This is a genomic window from Streptomyces sp. NPDC058335 (assembly GCF_042723915.1).
Taxonomy (GTDB): domain Bacteria; phylum Actinomycetota; class Actinomycetes; order Streptomycetales; family Streptomycetaceae; genus Streptomyces.
The window spans coordinates 164,279-183,962 of sequence record NZ_JBHXHX010000001.1; the positions used below are offsets into that span (position 1 = coordinate 164,279).

Genomic DNA, 19,684 nt, shown 5'->3' on the forward strand with positions numbered 1-19,684 from the left:
GGGCCGCCGGTTCAGCCGGTCTCCGCGAACACGAAGGAGAACTCGGCGGGCCCGGCGTTGAGGAAGTACTGCGGCAGCGGGCCCGGACCGCAGGACTGGGAGCCGATGCCGTGCTGCCCGTGGTCGAGGTTGACCCACACGGTCGGGCCGGGCACCAGGTCGGTGCGGTGACGGGCCGCGTCGAGCTGTTCGTTCGTCCAGCGCCGGGCGCTGAACCAGAACTCCGGGTCGCCCTCGATGCGCAGTCCGCCGATCTCCGCCCAGCGGACGTCGGCACGGGCGCCGTTCTCCTGTGGACGGACGTACGGCGTCTGTAGATCGTCTACAGTCGACTGCCACCGGCCGACCGTCGACGCCGCCCTGCTGTCCGGATACGCCTCGCCGGGACCGCCGCCGAACCAGGCCACCCGGTCGGCTCCGGCGAGTCCGAAGCGGATGCCCAGCCGGGGCAGCGGCAGCGTCCAGTCCCCCTCGGGCGACACGGACACGGTCAGCTTCAGCCGGCTGCCGTCGGAGGTCCAGCGGTACGCCGTGGCGAGTCCGACCTCGCGGGCGGCGGGCGCCACCCTGGTCCGTACCGTCAACGCGTCGCCGTCCGACTCGATGCCGTCCAGCCGGTGTTGCATACGGTGCAGGCCGAGCTCGCGCCACAGCACGCCGTAGCGGGTGTCCGCCTGCCACTCGGCGCCGTCGTCGTTGTCGGTGGGCGCCCGCCACACATCGAGGCGCAGTCCTTCGACCGACACCCCGCCGATCGAGAGCGGCGCGCCGGTGCGGGCGTCGAAGGTGGCCGGGCCGAGGGTGATCAGCCGTTCTCCGGCCACCGGGCGGTGAGTCGCGGCGACGCGCGGCCGCGGCCGGGCGGCCGCCGCGAACTGCCCCCATGCCACCGGGTGCCCCTTCGCCGCCCACGCGGTGTCGGCCGCCAGCACCGCCCGAACGGTCCACGACGTCTCGGCACCCCGCGCGTCCACGGGCGGCTCCGGCAGCTTGACGTCGGCCGACTCGCCGGGCGCCAGCGGCGGCACGTTCAGCGCGCCGGTCTCGACGGTCTCGCCGTCCACCTGGTACGACCACGTGAAGGCGATCGCCGAAAGGTCCGCGAAGTCATGGGCGTTGGTCACCCGTACGGTGCCGTCGGCGCCGTCGCCCTCGATACGGACCGGCTCGATCACCTTCTTGAACTCGACGAGCCCGGGGGAGGGGGTCCGGTCCGGGAAGAGCAGGCCGTCGCAGACGAAGTTCCCGTCGTGCAGCTCCTCGCCGAAGTCGCCGCCGTAAGCGTATTCGTAACGGCTGTCCTCGATGCCGTGGTCGATCCACTCCCAGACGAAGCCGCCCTGGAGACGCTCGTGCGCCTCGAACAGCCGCTGGTAGTCGGCGAGTCCGCCGGGGCCGTTACCCATGGCGTGGCCGTACTCGCAGAGGACGAAGGGCAGTCGGCGCCGCCTCCCGGTCCCGCCGTCCAGGCCCCGGCCTATGCGCTCGACCTCGTCGTGGAAGGCGTACATCCGCGAGTACATGTCGGTGTCACGGCAGTCGAGGTCGCCCTCGTAGTGGACGAGGCGCGAGGTGTCGCGGCCGTGGATCCACTCGGCCATGGCGGTCAGGCCGCGGCCGGTGCCGGCCTCGTTGCCCAGCGACCAGATCACCACCGACGGGTGGTTCTTGTCCCGTTCGACCATGCGGGCGGCGCGGTCGAGGAGGGCCGGGGTCCAGCGGTCGTCGTCGACGGGGTTGTCGCGCCAGTCCTGTTCGACGAAGCCGTGGGTCTCCAGATCGCACTCGTCGATCACCCACAGGCCGTACTCGTCGCACAGCCCGAGGAAGGCGGGGTGCGGCGGGTAGTGGGAGGTGCGGACGGCGTTGATGTTGTGCCGCTTCATCAGCAGCACGTCCTCGCGCATCGTCTCCAGGTCGAGCGCGCGACCCCGCACGGGATGCCACTCGTGCCGGTTGACGCCCTTGAACAGCACCGCCGTGCCGTTCACCTTGATCAGGCCGTCTTCCAGGGAAACAGTGCGGAAACCGATGCGCAGCGGGATCCGCTCGCCCTCCGTCACCAGCTCGCCGTCGTACAGCCGGGGCGTCTCCGCGCTCCACGGCTCGACGGGGACCGTCACCGGCTCGCCCGTCGCGACATCGATGTCGAGGCCGGGCACGGTCACCCGCCCGTCGACGTCGGAGTCGACGCGCAGGGTGCCCTCGCCCGTCACATGGTCGTAGGAGGCGTGCACGAAGAAGTCGACGGCGCTGCCCGCCGGACGGTGCAACAGCGTCACGTCACGGAAGATGCCCGGCAGCCACCACTGGTCCTGGTCCTCCAGGTACGAGCCCGCCGACCACTGGTGGACCCGGACCGCCAGGACATTGCCCACGGCCTTCAGCAGATGGCCGACCGCGAACTCGTGCGGCAGCCGGGAGCCCTTGAACTCGCCGATGTCCGTGCCGTTCAGCCAGACACGGGCACATGACTCCACGCCGTCGAAGCGCAGGACCGCGCCGCCCTCCGCCAGGGCTGGCCAGTCATCGGGCAGGTCGAAGACCCGCAGATGGTCGCCCGTCGGGTTCTCGGTCGGCACCCGCGGCGGGTCGACCGGGAAGGGGTAGAGGTGGTTGGTGTAGATGGGCGAGCCGTGCCCCTGGAGGACCCAGTGACCGGGTACGGCGACCTCCGCCCAGTCTCCGGCGTCGTAGCCCGCCGCGGCGAACGACTCGTCCTCCGCGTCGGCCGTCGCCGACAGCCGGAAGCGCCAGCTGCCGTTGAGCGACAGGGATTTCGCGTCCGACGTCGCATACCAGGCGCGGGGCGGGAGAGCCCCGGAGCCCGGCGATACGTCCTCGACGTAGGAAACGGCCGACGTGGGACCCCCCGTCCGGGCGACGCCGGGAGCGGGGGAGGTGCGCAAAGACATCGGTCTCCTTGCTCAGCCCTTGATGCCGGTCTGGGCGATCCCCTGCACCAGCCAGCGCTGGAGGAAGAGGAAGACCAACAACAGGGGCAGGATGGAAATGGCCGTGGCCATGAAGATCAGGTGGTAGTTGACGGTCTGGTTGGTCATGTACGACGACAGCGCGACCTGCACCGTCCAGGCGCTGGGGTCCTGCCCGATGACCAGCGGCCACAGGAAGGAGTTCCAGCCGTTGATGAAGGTGATGGTCGCGATCGCGGCGAAGAAGTTCAGGGAGTTGGGGACGACGACCCGCCAGTACGCGCCCCAGTAACCGAGCCCGTCCACCCGCGCCGCCTCCTCCAGCTCCTTGGGGAACCCCAGGAAGTACTGCCGGAACAGGAAGCAGGTGAAACCACTGAAGAGGCCCGGAATGATCAGACCCCGGTAGGAGTCGATCCAGCCGAGGGACGAGACCAGGACGAATCCGGGCACGAACGTGACGGCCGTGGGGACCATCAGCGTGAAGAGGACGCCGTAGAACACCTTGTTGGCGTGCCGGTACGGGATCCGGGCCAGGCCGTAGCCGGCCAGGGAGCACACCAGCAGCGTGCCGACGGTATGCAGTACACCGACGACCATCGAGTTCCACAGGGCCCGGCCGAAGTCGATCGTCGTGTCGTCGAACGGCTCGGTGACGTTGCCCCACTGGATGTCCGTGGGGAAGAACTTCCACTCCTCACCGGTGATCTCCGGATCTGTGGAGAGGGCGTTGCGGACGAGGACGTAGAAGGGGATCAGGAACAGGAGGGCGGCGATGCCGACGGCGACGTACAGTCCTGCGGAGCCCATCACCCCGCGGGCACGCCGGACCGGGCGTGGCGGCGCCGTGGCCTGGTCGGTCTTGGTCACCTCGGGTGCTGTCGTGGTCACTTGGATTCCTCACCCCTGCCGAAACCCATGATCTTTCCCTGGAAAAGGGTGACGAGAACGATCAGCAGGGTGAGGATCACCGCGCCGGCGCTGCCCGCCCCGTAGTCCTGGCTGTCGCCCAGCGCGGTGTAGTACAGCTCGACCAGCGGCGGCCGTCCCCAGGTGGTCTTCGACAGCAGGTTGAAGAACTCGTCGAAGGCCTGGTAGGCGGCGATCAGGAGCAGCAGGATCACGGCGGTCGAGGTCGCCCGCAGTTGCGGCAGCGTGATGTACCGGAAGGTCTGCCAGCCCGGCTTGGCACCGTCGAGAGCGGCGGCCTCGTACAGCTCGCCGGGGATGTTCTGCAGCGCGGCCAGGAAGAGAATCATGTAGAAACCGGATTGCAGCCACAGCCGGGCGGTGACGATGACCAGCCAGTACCAGGGCGGGTCGGGGTTGGCGAGCCAGGCGACGTTCTCGGCGCCGAACCAGCCGATCACCGTGTTCGCCAGGCCGAACCGGACGCCGTTGAAGAGGGACATCTTCCAGATCAGCGAGGCGGCGACGTAACTGCACGCCGTCGGGAGGAAGAAGACCGACCGGAAGAACGCCCGCATGAACCGCAACCGGTTCACCAGCAGGGCGAGCCCCAACGACAGCGCCCAGGTGGTCGGCACGATGATCGCGGCGAAGACGGTGAAGGTGACGAGGGCGCCGGTGAAGTTCTCGTTCTCCAGCATGTACCGGTAGTTGTCGAACCCGACGAACGTGCTGGGCGTGACGGTGAAGCGGGCCTCGAAGAAGCTGAGCCAGACGCTCCAGCCGATCGGGACGTAGACGAAGATCAGCAGGCCGATCAGGAAGGGCCCGGTGAACAGCCAGAAGTTGAAGGTGGCGTTGCCCCGCAGCCCGCGCCGCGGGCGGGCCTTCACGGGCTCGGCCTTGGCGGGCTGCGCGAGGTCGCGCGAGGTGGTCGTCGACATGGCGTGGTCCGTCCGCCCGCCTATCCGAAGAGCTTCTTGAGTTCCGTGCCGACGACCTTGTCGCACTTGTCGAGCGAGGCCTCCGGGTCACCGTCCTTGCGTACGGAGTCGGCGAACACGTCCTCGGTCGCCTTGATCATGGCCTGGGTCCAGCCGATGTTGTCGAAGTGCCCGTACTCGCTGAACAGCTTGACGCCCTCGGCCGGCAGGCCGGACTTCAGCTTCGCGGCGGACCGGGCGATCGAGGTGCGCGGCGGGATGTGGAACCCGTAGGAGAGGGACCAGTCCTCCTGGTACTCCTTCTGGTCGATCCACAGCCACTTCACGTACTCCTTGGCCTCCTCGACCCGGTCGCTCTTGGCGTTGACGAACATCGACCAACCGCCGTTGTAGACCGCGGGCTTGCCGGCGGCGCCGACCTTCGGGAAGGGGAAGATGCCGAGGTCGTCGCCGAGGGCCTGCTGCATCACCGGCATGGCCCACATGCCGCAGAACTGGATCGCGGTCAGGCCCTGGGTGAGGGCGGAGGGGTCCCAGTAGTCGGCCGGGGCGTCCAGGAGCAGATCGCCGCTGGTGAACAGCTTGCGCATCTTGCTCAGCCCCTCGATCACGCCGTCCGTGTGGTAGGCGGGCTGGTTCTTGGCGTCGAGGGTGTCGGCACCGGCCGCCCAGATCATCGGGCGGATGACCGCTTGCAGCGTGTTTCCGAGGTAGACGCCCTTGACCTTGTCCGTGGTGAGCTTGGCGGCGGCCTCGATCAGCTCGTCGAGGGTCTCCGGCACGCCCACGCCGGCCTTCTCCAGCAGCGACTTGCGGTAGAAGAAGAACTGCGGGTCGTCGATCATCCGGACGCCGTATATCTTCCCGTCGACCGTGTGCGACTGGATGTCGGCCTGGTTGAAGTCGTCCTTGACCGGCGCGACGATGTCGGTCAGATCCGCCACCTGGCCGCTCTTGACGAGCTGGATCTGCGGGTGGAACTCGAACAGGTCGGGCGCGCTGTCGGTGAGCAGGCTCGCGAACAGCTTGCTCTCGAAGTTCGACCCGGTGATCCACTGCGTGGACACCTTCGCCTTGTCGTACGCGGCCGCGTACTTCTTGATGGCCTGCTCGGTCCCCGCCTCGCCGTAGGCGTGGAAGTACTGCACCAGGCCGCCGCCCGAACTCCCGCCGCTGCGGCCGTTGTTGCCGCCACAGGCGGCCAGCGTGCCGGCGGCGGCCATGCCGGCCGCGGCCCGGAAGAGGGAGCGGCGGGACCAGTTGCTGTTGCTCATTGCCGACATGGTGACGTCCTTGTCTCGAGTACGGCTGCGGCTCGCACGGCATCAGCGCCAGAGGGCTCGAAAGGCGTTGCGGTGCGGGACGTTAACCTTCGGCTAAGCCTTCGGCAAGGGGTTGGACGAAGCCTGTTCGAAGCGTTGCGTAGTGTTCGGGATACCGGACGTGACGAGGGCGGGCGGCGACGGTCGCCCACGGATCGCCCCGCGAACGGCCCCGCGGACCGCCTCGGCAACGGAGCCACGGCGCGCCTGGGGAAACGGAGCCGCGGCGCGCCTGGGGAACGGTCACCTGTGGAACGCGGGAAGGCCCCCAGGCCCCAGTGGACCCGGACCAGGGGCCGGAGACCGGACCCGGACCAGGCGCCGGAGACCGGCCGGACCCGGACCAGGCCCCGGAGACCGGACCCGGACCAGGTCCCGGACCCGCAGCCCCCTCAGGCCGTCGGCGCCGTACGTCCCCTGCCGGACACAGCGCGTTGCGCGGTCCGTTGCCCCACCGATTGCAGCGCCCCTTCGAGCGCGAACGTCGCCGCACCCAGGCAGACCGGGTCGGTGGGAATCGGGGAGAGAACGATTTCTGTGGCGGCCAGCGGACGCCGCAGCGCATGCCGGGCGACGGCCTCGCGGACCTCGTCGAGGAGGGGCTCACCCAGCCGGGCGGCGACCCAGCTGCTCAGTACGACGACCTCCGGATTGAGGAGGTTGACCAGGTCGGCGATGCCGGCGGCCAGGTAGCGGGCGGTGTCCCGGACCACTTTGACGGCCACGGGATCGCCCTCGGCGACCCCGCGGGCCAGGGCGTCGACGGTGGCGGTCTGGTCCTCCGGATGCAACAGCGGGCTGCGCGCGCTGAGTTCGCGCAGATTCTGCATGATGCCGGGCGCGCCGACGTACGTCTCCACGCAGCCGTGGTTGCCGCAGTGGCACAGCCGTCCGTCCAGCACGAGCGTGGTGTGCCCCCACTCGCCGGCGCTGTTGCTGACCCCTCGGTGCAGTCCGCCGCCCAGCACCAGCCCCGCGCCGACCCCGGTGCCGAGGTTGACGACGACGGCGTCCCCGTGCCCGCGCGCGGCGCCGAACCACAGCTCCGCCACCGCGCAGGCGCGCAGCGGATTGTCCAAGTGCAGTGGGTACGCGATGTGTTCGGAGAGCAGGTCGAGCAACGGCACGTCGTGCCAGTCCCAGTTGGGCGCGTACTCGGCGATGCCGGTGTCCCGGTCCACCTGCCCCGGTACGCTCACGCCGACGCCGAGCACCCGGGCCGCCTCGACGCCGGCCTGTGCGACGACCGAGCCCACGGCCGCGGCGACATGACCGACGACCTGCTCCGGGCGGCTCTCGCCGGGGCGGATGTCCTCCTCGGCGCGGGCCAGCACGTTCAGCGCGAGGTCGAACAGCTCGACGTGGACGTACGTCTCCGCGATGTCCACGCCGATCAGCGCGCCTCCGGCGGCGTTGACGGCGACCAGGCCGCGGGGCCGGCCGCCGGCCGAGTCCTCGAAGCCGACCTCCGTGATCATGCGCAGGTCGAGCAGCTCGCCGACCAGGGTGGCGACGGTGGCGAGGCTGAGGCCGGTGGCCGCGGCCAGCTCCTGCCGGGAGGTGGGGGACCGGGCGATGATCTGGCGCAGCACCTCGTAGCGGTTCGCGGTGCGGATGTCACGTGAGGTGCGCTTCACCGGAGAGCCCCCTCTCTTCCGTGCCGACAGACCGACAAGCCGACATCCCGACATGCGGGCATGCCCGCACGCCGACGTGCCGAGACCGGGACGGCACCGGCGCCGCGTCAGGCTATGGCGTGCGCCGAGGTTCGACAAGGGGTTAGGAAAGGGGGTTTACAAAGTCGGCCGGGCCGGCTGCTCACCTAGCGAGCACGTCCCGCACGAAGGCGTTGGTGAACGTCCCGGCCGGATCCAGTTCCCCGACCAGCGCCCGGAAGTCGTCGATCCGCGGATACCGTCCGCGCACCGCGGAGGCGGGCAGCTCGTACACCTTGCCCCAGTGCGGCCGTGGCTCGAACGGCTCCAGCGCCGCCTCCAGCTCCCGCACCACCGGCAGGACGGCCGCCGTGTCGTCGATCCAGGTGAAGTGCACGGCGACGGAGTCCCGCCCATGGGCCGGGCTCATCCACTGCTCGTCGGCGGCGATGGTCCGCACCTCGCAGATCTGCAGTACGGGGGCGACCGTCTGCCGGATACCGTCGATCGCATACAGGATGCCGGCGGCGTGCTCGCGCGGCAGCAGATACTCGCTCTGCAACTCGTTCCCGCTGCTCGGCGTGAACTCCGCGCGGAAGTGCGGCAACCGCTCGTGCCACGGCCCCGGAACGCCGAACTGTTCCGTGCAGTTGACCGCGGGCATCCCCGGCACCGGATGCAGCGCCTCGGTGGCCGGAGTCGCCCACGGGAAGCCGGCCAGGGGCTGATCGGTGCGCCGCTTGACCCACACCTGCCGGAACCCGGGCGCCCGCCAGTCGGTGAACAGGCTCACGCTGTACGCGGCCGCCGCGACCGCCTCGAAGTCCCGCCCGTCCAGCGGCAGTTCGGTGAACAGGTGCTGCTCGACGTCGAAGGCCGGCTCCAGGTCCAGGGTGAGCGCGGTGACGACACCCAGGGCACCCAGCGAGGTGACGGCCCCGCCGAACCGCTCGTCGCCCCGCCCGATCACGACGGTCGACCCGTCCGCCGTGACGATCTCCACCTCCCGTACCGGGGCCGCGAGGGGGCCGTTGCCCACCCCGGAACCGTGGGTGCCGGTCGCCACCGAGCCGGCCACCGAGATGTGCGGCAGCGACGCCATGTTCGGCAGTGCCAGCCCGTGCGCGTGCACCCGCCTGGCCAGCTCGGCGTACCGCACCCCGCCGCCGACCCGCACCGTCCGTGCCGCCGAGTCCACCTCGACCTCGGCCGGCAGCGCGCCGAGCGACAGCAGCACCCCGTCCGCGCCCGGCTCGGCGATCGCGTTGAAGGAGTGTCCGCTGCCCAGTACCCGCACCCGCTCGCTCGCCGCCACGAGCGAACGCAGCGCGTCGAGCGAGGCGGGACGGTGCAGCTCCTTGGCGGTGTACGTGATGTTGCCCGCCCAGTTGGTCACGGTCTCGGCCATGCGGTCGCCCTCCCGAGGAGATCGAGAAACCAGGAAATTCCCAGGTGGAACCTACCCTGCCCGCAACACCGGGCCCCCCGCCCCCACCCCCGCGCGACCGGGGGCATACCGTGAGGAGTCGTACGCCTGAGCCGGGAGGAGAGACGATGGGCAGCCGTACCGCGCTGGTCGAGGATCTGATGAAGCGGTTTCCGCATGTTCCGCGGGAGGCCGTCTTCAAGGAGGACCTGTTGCGCGGGGGCGTGGCCTTCGACCCCTCCGCGCTCAGCGACAACGAGGGCGGCGAGGTCAAGCCGAAGTCGTACTTCATCTTCTCCTTCGACCACGGCACCCTCCCCGAGCTGGGCGAGGCCGCGCTGCGCCGCCCGCCGGAGGAGATCATCCTCACCGGCGGCCCCTACGACCTGCGGCGCACGGTCGTCTCGGTCCGGGTGAACCCCTCCTCGCCGTACCGCGTGGCCGCCGACGAGGACGGGATGCTCGGCCTCTATCTCGACGGGAAGCGCATCTCGGACGTCGGCGTGCCGCCCATGCCCGAGTACTACCGGCACAAGCTCTCCAACGGGAAGTCCGTCATGGAGGTCGCCCCCACCATCCAGTGGGGCTACCTGATCTACCTGACGGTCTTCCGGGTCTGCCAGTACTTCGGCGCCAAGGAGGAGTGCCAGTACTGCGACATCAACCACAACTGGCGCCAGCACAAGGCCGCCGGCCGACCGTATACGGGAGTCAAGGACGTCGAGGAGGTCCTCGAAGCCCTGGAGATCATCGACCGTTACGACACCGCCAAGGCGTCCACCGCCTACACGCTCACCGGCGGCGCGATCACCAAGACGGTCGCCGGGCGCGACGAGGCCGACTTCTACGGTCACTACGCCAAGGCCATCGAGGAGCGCTTCCCGGGCCGCTGGATCGGCAAGGTCGTCGCCCAGGCCCTCCCGCGCGACGACGTGCAGCGCTTCAAGGACTACGGCGTGCAGATCTACCACCCCAACTACGAGGTGTGGGACCGCCGTCTGTTCGAGCTGTACTGCCCGGGCAAGGAGCGTTACGTCGGCCGCGACGAGTGGCACAAGCGCATTCTCGACTCGGCGGAGATCTTCGGCGCGCGCAACGTCATCCCCAACTTCGTGGCGGGGGTGGAGATGGCCGAGCCGTTCGGTTTCACCACGGTCGACGAGGCGATCGCGTCCACCACCGAGGGCCTGCGTTTCTTCATGTCGCAGGGCATCACGCCGCGGTTCACCACCTGGTGCCCGGAGCCGACCACGCCCCTCGGCAAGGCCAACCCGCAGGGCGCGCCGCTCGAGTACCACATCCGCCTGCTGGAGGCCTACCGGGCCACGATGGACGAGTTCGGCCTGTCCTCGCCCCCCGGCTACGGCCCGCCCGGCCCCGGCAACGCCGTCTTCTCCGTCAGCTCCTTCATGGACAGCCTGCCGGCGGACGAGCCCTCGGCCGCGGAGGACGAGCCCTCCGCGGTTTGAAGCCGCCGCCGGGCCGGGCCTCGGCGGTGGCCGTGGCGGATACGTAGCGGTGGTAGTGGCGGTTGCCGTTACCGTTGCCGTTGCGGTAACGGTATGGAAACCGGTTGAGAAAACCTCCACCGCATTGAGTCGCGGAGTGGTCCGCGTCCGTACTGATGGTCTGGGAGACCTCGGTCGTGACGGGCGCGGCCGTACTGTCTGACAGCTGTCCTGACATCTGAACAGGGCGCTTGTCAGTTGTGCGGGAGTCGTGAAAAGCTCTGGCTCTGCCGCGAGGTTCCCCCCAACTCCATTGCCGACATGTTGAGTTGACCTCGCTTGTGGATGCAGGAGACTCATGCCCGACCTGCCGACCCCCAAGGACGCCGCCGAGGCCGCGCTCTTCTCGGAGTGCTGGGACGCCGTCCTGTCGTACGCCGACCTGTGCACCTCCGGGTCGACCGCGGCCAACCAACTGGCCCGCGAGGCGTTCGCACTCGGCATACGCGAGGCCCGCGCGGCCGAGGACAGCACCCGGCACGGAGCCGGCCGGCGCGCGTCCCGGCTGCCCCGGATCCCCCTGCTGCTGACCGCCGTACGCACCACGGCGGCCGCCTGGGAGGCCCAGGGGCAGGGCCACAAACTCGACCCCGACCTGCGCCTGTGGCTGAACTCCGGCAAGGCCGGCAGGTACACGGGACCGCCCCTGCGCCGGCCCATCGCCCTGCGCGGGCTGCGGGACATGCAGGAGCCGGACGCCGCGCTGCTGTGGCTGGCGGAGGTGGAGGCGCTGCCGCTGCGCGCCGTAGCCCGCCGCCAGGGGCTGGACCCGGCCGCCGCGATGGAGGAACTGAACCAGGTCCGCGGCCTGTTCCGGGACCGCTGCCACCGCAACCATCTCGACACGCCGATGGACGCCGAGTGCCGCAGCTACGTCCGGCTCCTCGACGCGGTCACCCGCTCGCCCGTCGCCGAGACGCCCGAGGACCTCTCCCGGCACCTCGCCACCTGCGTGGAGTGCGCGGAGGCCGCGGCCTGTCTGCGGCTGCACGGCGGCGGGCTGCCCGCGGCGCTGGCCCAGGGCGTGATCGGCTGGGGCGGACTGGCCTACCTGGAGCGCCGCCGCCGCGCCGCGGAGGTGCGGATGGGCGCCGGCCGTCCGGCGCCCGAGCCGGACGGCGAGTGGGGCGACCCCGCCGCGAACAAGGCGCGCACCCTGCGCAACGGCCTGCTCGTCGCCGCCGTCCTCGTCTCCGCGCTGGCCCTCGCCGTGTCGCTGATGCCGTTCGGCGAGAGCGACGACTCGGCGCAGGGCGGCCTCCCCACCGACAGCACGCCGGTGGCCGGCCCCGGCAGCCCGGCCGGTCCTTCGGCCGGGCCCGGCACTTCACCGTCGTCGACCGACACGGGCACCGGCACCCCCTCCGGCTCGCCGAAGCCGTCCGGCGCCGGCACGCCGTCGGCGACGACCCGGACCGACCCGGAACCCCAGGGCACCTCGTCGTCCACCGCGCGCACGGCGGTCTGCGAGGTGGCGTACGACCTCGTCAACCAGTGGCCCGACGGCTTCCAGGCGACGGTCACCGTCACCACCGCCGAGGCGCTCGACTCCTGGCGGGTCGCCTGGTCCTTCCGGGACGGCCAGCGGGTCGACCAGATGTGGGACGCGGCCGTGGCGCAGGACGGCTCGCGGGTCACCGCCTCCGCCGCCGACTACAACAAGGACGTCCCGGCGGACGGCTCCCTCTCCTTCGGCTTCCTCGCCTCCTGGCAGAACAAGAACACGGCACCGTACGCCTTCAGCCTCAACGGGGAGGCCTGCACCCTGTCCTGACGCGCCGCCGAGTGACACCGCCGAGTGACACCGTGGCGTCACACCTTCGCGTCACACCTTCGCGTCACAGCGCGGCGTCACACCGGCGTCAGCCCCGGATTGCCCGCCTCCGTCACGAAGGACGCCGCCGTGGAGACGGGCGAGCCTGGGGTCGTCACCGCCGCCAGCGTCCTGAAGTCGGCGCGCGCGGTGTCCGGCGTCAGCTCCACCCGGACATAGCCGCGCCGCCCGTCGTAGAAGCGTAAGTGCGGGTTGGCCGTGAGGTAGGTCTGCCAGTTGGCGGGCCGCTCGGTGCCGTCCTTGCCGCTGGCGACGGACGTGGCGACGATCTCGGTGCCCACAGTTCGCGACGCCGGGTCGTCGAAGTCGGCCTTGATGTCGAAGGCGTAGCCCACATGGACGTCGCCGGTCAGCACGACCAGGTTGCGGACCCCGGCGGCCTGCGCCCCGGCGAGGATGCGGCCGCGGGAGGCGCGGTAGCCGTCCCAGGCGTCCATCGACATCTTGGCCTGCGCGTCGGTGGACAGTCTGCGCTGGGAGAAGCAGACCTGTTGCGGCATCACGTTCCACACCGCGTCGGACGCCCGCCAGCCGTCCAGCAGCCACCGCTCCTGGGCCGCTCCGGTCATGGTGCGCGCCGGATCGTCCGACTCGGGGCCGGGGATGTGCTGGACGTCGCCGTAGGCCTGGTCGGAGCGGTACTGGCGGGTGTCGAGGACGTCGAACTGCGCGAGCGAGCCCCAGTGCAGACGCCGGTACAGCGGCATGTCGGGTCCGACCGGCGACCGGTCGGCGCGCAGCGGCTGGTGCTCCCAGTACGCCCGGTAGGCGGCGGCCCGGCGCAGCAGGAACTCGGCCGGCGGGCTGCCGTGCTCGTCGACGGCGCCGGCGTAGTTGTTCTCCGTCTCGTGGTCGTCCCAGGTGACGACGAAGGGATGGGCGGCGTGGGCGGCGCGCAGGTCGGGGTCGCTCTTGTAGAGGGCGTACCGCAACCGGTAGTCCTCCAGGGTGACGGTCTCCCGGTCGAACACCGTGGGCAGGACCCGGTCCTCGTAGCCGCGCGCGCCGCCGGCGGAGTTCACCGGGTACTCGTACAGGTAGTCCCCGAGGTGGAAGACCACGTCGATGTCCTCCTGCGCGAGGTGCCGGTGCGCCGTGAAGTACCCGTCGTGGTACGCCTGGCAGGACACGGCCGCGAAGGCGAGCGCGCCGGGGGCGGTGCCGAGGGCGGGCGCGGTGCGGGTGCGGCCGGTCTCACTGATCCAGGCGCCCGTCCTGAACCGGTAGTAGTACGGCCGTCCCGCTTCGAGGCCGGTGACGTCGACGTGCACGGTGTGGTGGTACTCGGGCAGCGCGAGGGCGGTTCCGCTGCGCACCACCAGGCCGAAGCCTTCGTCCTGCGCCACCTCCCACTCGACGGCGACGCTCTGCCCGGCCAGCCCGCCGCCCGGCTCGTACGGCGCCGGAGCGATCCGCGTCCACAGGACCACGGAGTCGGGCAGCGGGTCGCCGGAGGCGATGCCCAGCGTGAAGGGGTCCTCGGAGATCCTCGCCGGGTCGAGCCGGCGGGCGGCGGCCGCGCCCCTCGCCGGGGCCTGGGTGGCGAAGGCGAGGGCCGCGGCGGCTGCGGTCAGCGTCAGGAACCGGCGGCGGCCGAAGTGCCGGGCGGCGGCATGTGATTCCGGACCGTGGAGGGTGGCGGGGCCGGAGAGCGGGGTGCGGTGACGGCCGATCGGACGCATGAGGGCTCGGCTCCCGTGAGGATCAGGGGGCGTCTGCGGCCTCGGCGGCCGGAGCCCGCGGCGCGGGCCTTTAGATGCTAAGCGGACAATCCTCGCAATCCCGGCAGGCGTGACGTTTCCTCGGTGGGGCGACCGCCGGACGGGGCGGCGACCGGGGCACGTTGACGGGGCGTCAGCGCACGGCTGCCGGGAGGGCGGCTGTGTGGGGGTGCGCGCGCGTGGGGGACGCGGTGGCTACAGGCCGAGGTAGAACCGCACGGTCGTGCCGTCCGGTGCCGTGTGCAGGCGTACCAGGTCGGCCACGTAGTGCACCAGCATCAGGCCCCGGCCGCCGATCTGGCCGCGCGCCGGCGGCCTGCGGCCGGCCAGCGGGTCGGTCAGCCGGCCCCGGTCGCGGACCTCGCACACGACCTGCCCGGCCTCGGCCCACATCCACAGCGTGCCCTGTCCGCCGCCGTGCACCACGCTGTTGGTCGTCAGCTCCGCGACCGCCAGTTCCGTGTCCTGGAGGCGTTGCCCGCCGAGGCCCAGCCGTGCGGCCCGGTCGACGGCGAAGTGGCGGACGTCGGGCAGTTCGGCGGAGCCGAAGGAGAAGACGGCGGCGTCCGGGGCGGGCACGAGGACCTCGTTGTACCGGTCCACCACGGCCTGCCAGTCGTAGGCGTCGCTGGCCCGCTCGCGGCCCCCGGCGATCAGGGTGGGGTGGGTGATCCGCGCGTCGGCGAGTACGTCCGCGTCCAGCCGGGTCTCGTCGTACGGACACAGGATCGTCGCCGCCCGGCCCTCGAAGGCCGCGTTGATCAGCGCCTCGTGCTGCGCGCACGCCGGGTACTCCACGGAGCTGCGGCCCGCCCAGATCGGTTCCCCGATGATCCGCACGCGCGCGTGCGGGTGGGCGTCGGCGAACGCGCGCAGGACGCCGGGGATGATCCGCCCGGGGTTGCGGCCGGCGTCGGTCATGTCCAGGAGGAGGACGTCCTCGGCGTCCGGTCCGAGGCCGGCCCTGATGAGTTCCAGGTTGGGGCCGGGCACGGCCACCGCGACGGGCTCACCGAGGGCCAGGCCCTCCCGGACGAAGGGCACCATGTGGTCGGCGTACTCCTGCCCGGTGCGGTAGAACAGCGCCGGGTGGACGAACTTGTCGTCCTTCTGGTTCTTCTCGTCCTTCTTGTCGGCTGCGGTCGTCATCGCGGCGCCACCTCGATCCCGGACAGCGTCGGCCAGAACAGGGCCAGTACGCGCGACAGTTGCGGGGGCGGGCACTCCACGACGACCCGTCCGCCCGGAAGGTTCATCGCGGTGACGGCGAGCGCCGACACCCCGGCCACGTCGACGAAGCCCACGCGGGAGAGTTCCACGTAGGACACGTCCGCGTGCCGCCGGGCCAGTTCGGCGAGGGCGTCCTCCCAGGACGGGCGGGTGGCGGCGCCGATCTCGCCGCTGACGCGGATTCCGGCACGGCCGGACAGCGGGCTCACCTCCAGCACGGCACCGCCGTGCGCGGGAGTGGGTTTCCTCACGTCGCGCATGCCCTCCACACTCGGTCTCCTACGAGGTCGCCGACCGTCCGCCTCGTCCCGGCGTGGCAGGGACGAAGGGCGGCGCCCTTTCCGGCCGCGCGGCCCAGCGCCGCCCGGCGGGTCGCGCGGAGGCGCCCCGCCCGTGCCGTGCGGCTTCCCCGGCGCCGCGCGGACATGCCTCTGCGTCCCCGTCCCACCCAGGTGTCCCACGGGACGGTGCGGCCGGTTCAGCTGCCGACGGTCTCCGCCAGGGTATGTGCCACGAGGGCGTTGGCGTGGCCGTGTCCGAGGCCGTGTTCGGACTTGAGCCAGGCGACCAGCTCCATGTGCCGGGTCAGCGGCGAGGTGCGGATCAGTTCCTGCCACTCGGCGATCGGGCGGCCGTACTTCTTCTCGATCGAGGGGAAATAGCTGGCGGGGCCCTTCACGGGAGCGCTCATGGCGGTCGCGTCCTTCCTGCGGTTCCAACGGTGGGACAGTCGCTTCAAAAAAGACCGCAGGAGGGCATGGAAGTGATCGCCCGGAGGGGTGTGATGTGCATCACTTTGTCGTTCCGGGGCCCTGGAGGCGGGCCGGGGAGAAACCGATGGCGTCCACCCCCGGCGCGCCCCTATGCTGACGGGGCTTCATCCGGCGGCCACCGGCCGTGACCTGGATGACGCGGAGAACACGGATCAGGAGGTGTGACCGATGACTGTCGCCGACACGGGTGCTGCTCGCAGCCACCAGACGTTCGTCCACCCCACCTCCGCGGTCTCCGGCTGACCACACGAGCCACACGAGCTTTCGCGCGCACCTGAGCGCGCCGCCGGGACCGCCCCTGTGAAGGGTCCGTCTTGAATCTCTCCACCTCCCCGGCTCCGTCCCACCCGCTGGTCCCCTACGGCTGGGACGAGGGATGGGCGGCCGAGTTCGCCGTACACGCCGAGCGGGGCCTCCTGCCCGGCCGGGTCGTCCGCGTCGACCGCGGACAGTGCGACGTCGTCACCGGCGACGGCGTCGTCCGCGCGGACACCGCCTTCGTCACCCCGCACGACCCGCTGCGCGTCGTGTGCACCGGAGACTGGGTCGCCGTCGACACCGACGGCAGCCCGCGCTACGTACGGGCGTACCTGCCGCGCCGTACCGCCTTCGTGCGCTCCACCTCCTCCAAGCGGTCCGAGGGGCAGATCCTCGCGGCCAACGTCGACCACGCGATCGTCGCCCTGTCGCTCGCCGTCGAACTCGACCTCGGGCGGGTCGAGCGGTTCCTGGCGCTGGCCTGGGAGTCCGGCGCCCAGCCCGTCGTCGTGCTCACCAAGGCCGACCTCGTCACCGACCCGGCCACGCTCGCGCACCTCGTCGAGGACGTCGAGAACAGCGCGCCCGGCGTGCCCGTGCTCACCGCCAGCGCCATGGCCGGGCACGGCGTGGGGGAACTGGCCGCTCTCCTCGGCCGGGGCACCTCCGTGCTGCTGGGGGCGTCCGGCGCCGGCAAGTCCACCCTCGCCAACGCGCTCGTCGGCGAGGACGTCATGGACGTGCGGGCCACCCGCGACATGGACGGCAAGGGACGGCACACCACGACCACCCGCAATCTGCTGCCGCTGCCCGGCGGCGGCGTCCTCATCGACACGCCCGGACTGCGCGGCGTCGGACTGTGGGACGCCGGACACGGCGTCGGCCAGGTGTTCGCCGAGATCGAGGAGCTGGCCCGGCGCTGCCGCTTCCAGGACTGCGCCCATGAGCGGGAGCCGGGCTGCGCGGTGCTCGACGCCGTGGAGAACGGCGAGCTGCCGGTCCGACGGCTGGACAGCTACCGCAAGCTCGTCCGCGAGAACCAGTGGATCGTCGCCAAGTCCGACGCCCGGCTCCGCGGCGACATCCGGGACGACTGGCAGCGCAAGCAGGCCGCCGGGCGGGCTGCCGGGCGGGCCAAGCGAGCGGGGTGGTGAAGGGCCGGGCCGCCGCGGGGGACCGGGCCGGGATCGCCACCGCCATGTCCGATTTCCGCTAGCGACATCCTCCGCGCGGGCGAAGACTGGGACCCGTGATGGAGGACGAGGAGAGCAGGTACGAGGCGGTCCGCAGCCGGGACGCCCGGTTCGACGGCGCGTTCTACTTCGCCGTCGAGACGACCGGCATCTACTGCCGGCCCAGCTGCCCCGCCGTGACGCCGAAACGCCGCAACGTGCGGTTCTTCGCGACGGCTGCCGCCGCGCAGGGCTCGGGTTTCCGGGCCTGCCGGCGGTGCCGGCCGGACGCCAGCCCGGGATCCGCCGAGTGGAACGTGCGCGCCGACGTCGTGGGCCGCGCCATGCGGCTGATCGGCGACGGCGTCGTGGACCGGGAGGGCGTCGCGGGGCTCGCCGTACGCCTCGGCTACAGCGCCCGCCAGGTGCAGCGCCAGCTCACCGCCGAACTCGGCGCGGGACCCGTCGCCCTGGCCCGCGCGCAGCGCGCGCACACCGCGCGCGTCCTGCTCCGGACGACCGGACTGCCGGTCACCGAGATCGCCTTCGCGTCCGGCTTCGCCAGCGTCCGCCAGTTCAACGACACGATCCGGGCCGTGTACGCCGCCACCCCGACCCAGCTGCGGGCGGCGGCCCCGCGCCAGGACCGTACGGCCGCGTCCGGAGCCGGAATCCCGCTGCGGCTCGCCCACCGGGGCCCCTACCACGCCCGCCCGGTGTTCGACCTGCTGGAACGGGAGGCCGTGCCCGGGGTCGAGGAGGTGAGCGGCCCGCCGGGCGGCCGGACCTACCGCCGGACGCTCCGCCTCCCGTACGGCACCGGCATCGTCGCCGTCGAGGAACGGCCGGGCCGTACGCCCGGCGGCGCCGTCCACCCCGGCGGCTGGCTCGACGCCCGCCTGCACCTCACCGACCCGCGCGACCTCACCACCGCCGTCCAGCGGCTGCGCCGGCTCCTCGACCTCGACGCCGACCCGTACGCCGTCGACGAGCGGCTCGGCGCCCACCCGCGGCTCGCCCCGCTCGTCGCCGCCCGGCCCGGACTGCGCGCGCCGGGTGCCGCCGACCCGGAGGAGTACGCGGTGCGCGCGCTGGTGGGCCGCGCGGAGGCCGCACACCTGGTGCGCACCCACGGCAAGATCCTGGACGCGCCCCGCGGTGGCCTCACCCACCTCTTCCCCGAACCGGCCGCCCTCGCCGACACCGGCGGCCCCCTGGGCACGCTCGCCACCGCCCTCGCCGACGGCACCGTACGGCTCGACCCGGGCGTCGACCGGGACGACGCCCAGGAGGCGCTGCTCGCCCTGCCCGGCCTGGACGGACGTACCGTGGCGGCGATCCGGGCCCGCGCCCTCGGCGACCCCGACGTCGCGCCGCCCGGCGCCGACGTCCCCGACAGCTGGCGTCCCTGGCGGACGTACGCCCTTCACCACCTGCGTGCAGCGGAGGAACCCCATGTACTTCACTAGCGTCGACAGCCCGCTCGGCCCCCTGCTCCTCACCGCCGGCCCGGACGGCGCGCTCACCTCGCTGTCCGTCCCCGGGCAGAAGGGCGGCCGGACCGTGCGGGACGACCGGCGGCGCGACCCCGGCCCGTTCCGCGCCGCCGAGGAGCAGCTCGCCGCGTACTTCGCCGGCGACCTCGAGGAGTTCCGGCTGGAGCTGCGCGCCGAGGGCACGCCGTTCCGCACACGCGTCTGGGCCGCACTCGACGCCGTGCCCTACGGCGCCACCACGACGTACGGCGAGATCGCGGCCCGCGCCGGAGCCCCACGGGCCGCCGTACGGGCAGTCGGCGGGGCCATCGGCGCCAACCCGCTGCTGATCGTCCGGCCCTGCCACCGCGTCATCGGCGCCGACGGCTCACTGACCGGCTACGTGGGCGGCCTCGAGCGCAAGGTGCGGCTGCTGACGCTGGAGGGGGTCATGACGGGGGCCGTGGCAGGACAGCCGGCCGGACGCCCGGACACCCCGGCGGGGGCGCTCTAGGAGTGCGGCG

The 19,684-nt window shown here is 71.9% G+C and carries 15 protein-coding genes; 5 read left to right on the forward strand and 10 right to left on the reverse strand.

Annotation, left to right across the window (positions count from 1 at the left end; all coding sequences use genetic code 11):
• Window positions 1-11 precede the first annotated feature (11 nt).
• The 6 genes from ACFWJX_RS00735 to ACFWJX_RS00760 form a co-directional block, all read right to left on the reverse strand.
• A complete protein-coding gene (locus tag ACFWJX_RS00735) occupies window positions 12-2,915 on the reverse strand; it encodes a glycoside hydrolase family 2 TIM barrel-domain containing protein (protein ID WP_383234736.1) in 2,904 nt (967 codons plus the stop codon).
• Window positions 2,916-2,927: 12 nt separating this feature from the next.
• Window positions 2,928-3,824 carry a carbohydrate ABC transporter permease gene (locus ACFWJX_RS00740; protein ID WP_383234739.1) on the reverse strand — a complete coding sequence of 299 codons (897 nt, stop codon included), beginning with the start codon at window positions 3,822-3,824 and terminating at the stop codon, window positions 2,928-2,930.
• On the reverse strand, window positions 3,821-4,786 hold the full coding sequence (locus tag ACFWJX_RS00745; RefSeq protein WP_383234742.1) for a carbohydrate ABC transporter permease: 966 nt from the start codon (window positions 4,784-4,786) through the stop codon (window positions 3,821-3,823). The genes ACFWJX_RS00740 and ACFWJX_RS00745 overlap by 4 nt, the downstream gene beginning before the upstream one ends.
• Before the next feature lie 20 nt (window positions 4,787-4,806).
• On the reverse strand, window positions 4,807-6,069 hold the full coding sequence (locus ACFWJX_RS00750) for an ABC transporter substrate-binding protein (RefSeq protein WP_383234744.1): 1,263 nt from the start codon (window positions 6,067-6,069) through the stop codon (window positions 4,807-4,809).
• Window positions 6,070-6,500: 431 nt separating this feature from the next.
• Entirely contained in the window at window positions 6,501-7,745 is a 1,245-nt protein-coding gene (locus tag ACFWJX_RS00755) for an ROK family protein (RefSeq protein WP_383234747.1), read from the reverse strand.
• A 181-nt stretch (window positions 7,746-7,926) separates the two neighbouring features.
• Window positions 7,927-9,171 carry an FAD-binding protein gene (locus ACFWJX_RS00760; RefSeq protein ID WP_383234750.1) on the reverse strand — a complete coding sequence of 415 codons (1,245 nt, stop codon included), beginning with the start codon at window positions 9,169-9,171 and terminating at the stop codon, window positions 7,927-7,929.
• A gap of 146 nt (window positions 9,172-9,317) precedes the next feature.
• Here ACFWJX_RS00760 and ACFWJX_RS00765 point away from each other — a divergent pair, with 146 nt between their 5' ends.
• Window positions 9,318-10,658, forward strand: a complete 1,341-nt coding sequence (locus ACFWJX_RS00765) for a radical SAM protein (RefSeq protein ID WP_383234753.1) — start codon at window positions 9,318-9,320, stop codon at window positions 10,656-10,658.
• A gap of 337 nt (window positions 10,659-10,995) precedes the next feature.
• Window positions 10,996-12,471 (forward strand): cellulose binding domain-containing protein, encoded by a 1,476-nt coding sequence (locus ACFWJX_RS00770; protein WP_383234755.1) that lies wholly within the window; start codon window positions 10,996-10,998, stop codon window positions 12,469-12,471.
• 77 nt (window positions 12,472-12,548) lie between these two features.
• Here the strand turns inward: ACFWJX_RS00770 and ACFWJX_RS00775 are convergent, their stop codons facing one another.
• From ACFWJX_RS00775 to ACFWJX_RS00790, 4 genes are all read right to left on the reverse strand, one after another.
• Complete coding sequence (locus tag ACFWJX_RS00775; RefSeq protein ID WP_383234758.1) at window positions 12,549-14,213, reverse strand: alkaline phosphatase D family protein; 1,665 nt, start codon at window positions 14,211-14,213, stop codon at window positions 12,549-12,551.
• A 234-nt stretch (window positions 14,214-14,447) separates the two neighbouring features.
• A complete protein-coding gene (locus ACFWJX_RS00780) occupies window positions 14,448-15,401 on the reverse strand; it encodes an anti-sigma factor RsbA family regulatory protein (protein ID WP_383234761.1) in 954 nt (317 codons plus the stop codon).
• The gene (locus ACFWJX_RS00785) at window positions 15,398-15,742 is read right to left on the reverse strand and encodes an STAS domain-containing protein (protein ID WP_383234764.1); all 345 of its coding nucleotides are present in this window, start codon (window positions 15,740-15,742) and stop codon (window positions 15,398-15,400) included. Before ACFWJX_RS00785 ends, ACFWJX_RS00780 begins: the two co-directional genes overlap by 4 nt.
• 218 nt (window positions 15,743-15,960) lie before the next feature.
• Window positions 15,961-16,173: a DUF4287 domain-containing protein gene (locus ACFWJX_RS00790; RefSeq protein WP_383234767.1), complete on the reverse strand. Its 213-nt coding sequence runs from the start codon at window positions 16,171-16,173 to the stop codon at window positions 15,961-15,963.
• A 396-nt stretch (window positions 16,174-16,569) separates the two neighbouring features.
• Between ACFWJX_RS00790 and rsgA the strand changes: the two genes are divergently transcribed.
• From rsgA to ACFWJX_RS00805, 3 genes are all read left to right on the forward strand, one after another.
• The gene (rsgA, locus tag ACFWJX_RS00795) at window positions 16,570-17,667 is read left to right on the forward strand and encodes a ribosome small subunit-dependent GTPase A (RefSeq protein ID WP_383234770.1); all 1,098 of its coding nucleotides are present in this window, start codon (window positions 16,570-16,572) and stop codon (window positions 17,665-17,667) included.
• Between the two features lie 98 nt (window positions 17,668-17,765).
• On the forward strand, window positions 17,766-19,154 hold the full coding sequence (locus ACFWJX_RS00800) for a bifunctional transcriptional activator/DNA repair enzyme AdaA (protein ID WP_383235881.1): 1,389 nt from the start codon (window positions 17,766-17,768) through the stop codon (window positions 19,152-19,154).
• Complete coding sequence (locus ACFWJX_RS00805) at window positions 19,141-19,674, forward strand: methylated-DNA--[protein]-cysteine S-methyltransferase (RefSeq protein ID WP_383234773.1); 534 nt, start codon at window positions 19,141-19,143, stop codon at window positions 19,672-19,674. Before ACFWJX_RS00800 ends, ACFWJX_RS00805 begins: the two co-directional genes overlap by 14 nt.
• The last annotated feature ends 10 nt before the right edge of the window (window positions 19,675-19,684 follow it).

Excerpts from the sequence above, each read along its gene's own strand:
- ACFWJX_RS00780 (WP_383234761.1), bottom strand. The coding sequence starts at position 15,401 with ATGACGACCGCAGCCGACAAGAAGGACGAGAAGAACCAGAAGGACGAC.
- ACFWJX_RS00790 (WP_383234767.1), bottom strand. The coding sequence starts at position 16,173 with ATGAGCGCTCCCGTGAAGGGCCCCGCCAGCTATTTCCCCTCGATCGAG.
- ACFWJX_RS00750 (WP_383234744.1), bottom strand. The coding sequence starts at position 6,069 with ATGTCGGCAATGAGCAACAGCAACTGGTCCCGCCGCTCCCTCTTCCGG.
- ACFWJX_RS00805 (WP_383234773.1), top strand. The coding sequence starts at position 19,141 with ATGTACTTCACTAGCGTCGACAGCCCGCTCGGCCCCCTGCTCCTCACC.
- ACFWJX_RS00765 (WP_383234753.1), top strand. The coding sequence starts at position 9,318 with ATGGGCAGCCGTACCGCGCTGGTCGAGGATCTGATGAAGCGGTTTCCG.
- ACFWJX_RS00735 (WP_383234736.1), bottom strand. The coding sequence starts at position 2,915 with ATGTCTTTGCGCACCTCCCCCGCTCCCGGCGTCGCCCGGACGGGGGGT.
- ACFWJX_RS00800 (WP_383235881.1), top strand. The coding sequence starts at position 17,766 with ATGGAGGACGAGGAGAGCAGGTACGAGGCGGTCCGCAGCCGGGACGCC.
- ACFWJX_RS00770 (WP_383234755.1), top strand. The coding sequence starts at position 10,996 with ATGCCCGACCTGCCGACCCCCAAGGACGCCGCCGAGGCCGCGCTCTTC.
- ACFWJX_RS00745 (WP_383234742.1), bottom strand. The coding sequence starts at position 4,786 with ATGTCGACGACCACCTCGCGCGACCTCGCGCAGCCCGCCAAGGCCGAG.
- ACFWJX_RS00785 (WP_383234764.1), bottom strand. The coding sequence starts at position 15,742 with ATGCGCGACGTGAGGAAACCCACTCCCGCGCACGGCGGTGCCGTGCTG.
- ACFWJX_RS00775 (WP_383234758.1), bottom strand. The coding sequence starts at position 14,213 with ATGCGTCCGATCGGCCGTCACCGCACCCCGCTCTCCGGCCCCGCCACC.
- ACFWJX_RS00760 (WP_383234750.1), bottom strand. The coding sequence starts at position 9,171 with ATGGCCGAGACCGTGACCAACTGGGCGGGCAACATCACGTACACCGCC.